This window comes from Candidatus Symbiopectobacterium sp. (genome assembly GCF_020054415.1).
Classification (GTDB): Bacteria; Pseudomonadota; Gammaproteobacteria; order Enterobacterales; family Enterobacteriaceae; genus Symbiopectobacterium.
Genome location: NZ_JAHWCO010000119.1, coordinates 1 through 3252, shown reverse-complemented (window position 1 = coordinate 3252; position 3252 = coordinate 1). Strand labels below are relative to the sequence as shown.

At 52.5% G+C, this 3252-nt stretch carries 4 protein-coding genes; 2 read left to right on the top strand and 2 right to left on the bottom strand.

Annotation, left to right across the window (positions count from 1 at the left end; genetic code table 11):
* Positions 1-80 precede the first annotated feature (80 nt).
* Positions 81-260 carry a hypothetical protein gene (locus QZ506_RS03645; RefSeq protein ID WP_291969154.1) on the top strand — a complete coding sequence of 60 codons (180 nt, stop codon included), beginning with the start codon at positions 81-83 and terminating at the stop codon, positions 258-260.
* Between the two features lie 37 nt (positions 261-297).
* The gene (locus tag QZ506_RS03640; protein WP_291969152.1) at positions 298-1488 is read left to right on the top strand and encodes an amino acid aminotransferase; all 1191 of its coding nucleotides are present in this window, start codon (positions 298-300) and stop codon (positions 1486-1488) included.
* Positions 1489-1532: 44 nt separating this feature from the next.
* Here QZ506_RS03640 and QZ506_RS03635 read toward each other — a convergent pair whose 3' ends face one another.
* Both QZ506_RS03635 and QZ506_RS03630 read right to left on the bottom strand, forming a co-directional pair.
* Complete coding sequence (locus QZ506_RS03635; RefSeq protein ID WP_291969156.1) at positions 1533-2165, bottom strand: MBL fold metallo-hydrolase; 633 nt, start codon at positions 2163-2165, stop codon at positions 1533-1535.
* An 82-nt stretch (positions 2166-2247) separates the two neighbouring features.
* A complete protein-coding gene (locus tag QZ506_RS03630; RefSeq protein ID WP_291969150.1) occupies positions 2248-2781 on the bottom strand; it encodes a YcbK family protein in 534 nt (177 codons plus the stop codon).
* Between the last annotated feature and the right edge of the window lie 471 nt (positions 2782-3252).

Here is a 3252-nt window from a genome sequence, read left to right as displayed (position 1 = left end):
TTCCATGCCAGTTTTGGTTGAAAATGCTTGTCATCTCAGGTGTACACTTTTCTCATGAGGCCTAACTGCATGATTTTACGTTGCGAGGATCCGTCGTTTCGCTGGGCTGCCAGCATAAAATCTATTTATTCAACAAAGCCTTCTGCGACCTGAGTATTAGCGCCATTTATGGCTATCGCTCCCGCCACAATTTTTCCTGTTATTTCACCTGCATTTTGATCGCAAACGGTTGGCAAAGCTTATGGCTAGCGGTAACCTGAAGTTTCTTGCCTAACCTCTGTCATGGAATAGCCATCAATGTTTGAACATATTACTGCCGCTGCCGCTGATCCGATTCTTGGCCTTGCCGATCTGTTTCGCGCCGACTCTCGTCCACAAAAAATCAACCTGGGTATCGGCGTATACAAAGATGAAACCGGAAAGACACCGGTGCTGGCCAGCGTAAAAAAAGCAGAACAATTTTTGCTGGAAAATGAAGCCACCAAAAACTATCTCGGGATCGATGGCATGCCCGAGTTCGCCCTGCGTACGCAAGAGCTACTGTTCGGCAAACAAAGCGCGATTATCAGTGAAAAGGGTGCGCGTAGCGCGCAGACGCCGGGTGGCACCGGTGGCCTGCGTATTGCCGCAGAGTTTATCGCCAGCCAGACCTCCGCTAAACGTATTTGGGTAAGTAACCCAAGCTGGCCCAACCATAAAAACGTGTTCCAGGCTGCCGGGCTGGAAGTGTGTGATTATCACTACTACGATGCCGCTCACCACGCGCTGGACTTTGATGGCATGGTCAAAAACCTCGAAGCGGTTCAGGCGGGCGACGTGGTGTTATTCCACGGCTGTTGCCATAACCCGACCGGTATCGATCCTACGGCGCAGCAGTGGCAAGCGCTAGCTGACTTGTCCGCTCAGAGGGGTTGGCTGCCGCTGTTTGATTTTGCCTATCAGGGCTTTGCTCGCGGGCTGGAAGAGGATGCAGAGGGTCTGCGTATTTTCGCTGCTTCCCATCCGGAATTGCTGGTCTCCAGCTCCTATTCGAAGAACTTTGGCCTGTATAACGAACGTGTCGGTGCCTGCACCCTGGTCGCGGCCAATGCCGATGTGGCAGACAAAGCGTTTAGCCAGGTGAAATCCATCATCCGCGCCAACTACTCCAACCCACCGGCACACGGTGCGTCGGTGGTAGCGACCATCCTCGGCAACGAGGCGTTGCGTACCCTGTGGGAACAGGAACTGACGGCGATGCGCGAGCGCATTCAACGCATGCGTCATCTGTTCGTCAATACCTTACAGGAAAAAGGCGCGACGCAGGACTTCTCCTTTATCATTCAGCAGAATGGCATGTTTTCGTTCAGCGGTCTGACCAAAGATCAAGTATTGCGTCTACGCGATGAGTTTGCGGTCTATGCGGTGAACTCTGGACGGGTTAACGTGGCAGGTATGACGCCAGAAAATATGGCTCCGCTGTGCGAAGCCATTGTGGCCGTGCTGTAATATGTTGTCAGGCATCCCCTGCTAGTCGGGGGGATGCCTGTGCATTAATAATGCACAAAAGGATTGGTCTTACGCTCCTGCCCCAGCGTCGACATCGGGCCGTGTCCAGGAATAAAGGTGATATCGTCCCCGAGTGGGAACAATTTTGTGCGGATAGACGTAATTAACGCCTGATGGTCGCCCTGCGGGAAATCACTGCGCCCTACACCGCCATTAAAGATAACATCGCCCACCTGCGCCAGACGCGATACCTTGTCGATAAACACCACATGGCCCGGTGTATGTCCCGGACAGTGCAACACGGACAGCTCAGTGTTGCCCACCGTCACCGAATCCCCTTCTTGCAACCAGCGCGTCGGGGTTAACGGCGCACACTCTGTCAGGCCAAACATGCGGCTCTGTGCGGGCAAACCATCAAGCCAGAAAGCATCAGCAGGATGCGGGCCGACAATCGGCACCTGATAGTGATCGGCCAGTTGCTGAGCCGCACCGACGTGATCGAGATGTCCATGCGTCAACAGGATTTGCGATACTTTGTTGTCGCACTGCGCGATGGCACGTTTGATTTTTTCCGCTTCGCCACCTGGGTCAACAATCGCAGCGTCGCGGGTTTCCTCACACCATAACAACGTACAGTTTTGGCTGAACGCCGTCACGGGAACAATCTGGTATTTCATAGCACTCCACTTCACGAAAAAGCACCCTTACGTGACCGACATCATGACACGGTCAGGCCACGGGGTCTATTAGCGTTAAGGGTCACCAGCTCCGCGTCGGCCCGGTATCAATGTGCAAGAAATTACTTTTCGGATAGTAGCCTACGCCACCCGCCTTCAGTTTCAGCGCCGCTTTGCGAATATTGGCCAGTTGCACACCCTCGATGTGAAAATCTATCGCCTGCCCTTTGGTGTGATAGCTCTGTTTGGGCACACCGCGCGAATGGCTGCGCATTTCATTGTTGGTGTCCACCGAGCGGTACCCCGAAATCAGCTGCACCGGTTTGTTGGTGCCTAACATCACCTGCAAGCGATAGAGTTGGTCAAACAGCTCAGGATCGATGGTTTTGATTTTATTGGCGCGATAATCACGGAAGAAGTGGTTCAGACGGGACAATTCATCTTTGTTGTAACGGCGGCCATCTAAGAATTCAGTTTTAAGGTACTCGACGGTATTGAGGTTTGCTAGCGTGAGAATACGTGGACGTGGGGTTGATAGCGTGGCAAACGCCTGCCCCGGTAGCGTGGCTGCGCCCAGCGCCAGCCATCTGCTGCGATGATGATCGATGAATTCCATGAAGTGTGCCCCGGCTTAAAAGGTGAACATAACGACGACAAAAAACGCGCCGTTTGGCACCATAACCGTGCAGTGCATTGGAGTAAACCCGCTTTACTACAGGGTATGCGGAGGATCGCGTTGATCCCCCGCTGCGATGTAAACCCTGTGACAGCGCTAACGCCCCAGAATATCAGCGGTTACTGAAGCAGTTGCCCTGCCTTGTGATGCGGTGTGCGATATTTGAAGCCAAAACGTGCGATAAATGACGGGCTACTTTTGTTTCCATCAGTGCAACGAAATTACACTGTCATTTTTCATCGGAGGCACTTTGGTCTGTTTGAGTGGTACGATCGGCTTTGTTGAATAAATAGAACTTTTGGGTAATCATCGGAGCAGATCACCACAGTTGTTTCAAAATCAGGTCTCCATGGCAAAACAAAATTTTAAAATCACCAACTGGCCCTCTTATAACAAGGCCCTCAAGCAGCG

Coding starts and splice junctions, on each gene's coding strand:
- QZ506_RS03640 (WP_291969152.1), top strand. CDS start 298: ATGTTTGAACATATTACTGCCGCTGCCGCTGATCCGATTCTTGGCCTT.
- QZ506_RS03635 (WP_291969156.1), bottom strand. CDS start 2,165: ATGAAATACCAGATTGTTCCCGTGACGGCGTTCAGCCAAAACTGTACG.
- QZ506_RS03630 (WP_291969150.1), bottom strand. CDS start 2,781: ATGGAATTCATCGATCATCATCGCAGCAGATGGCTGGCGCTGGGCGCA.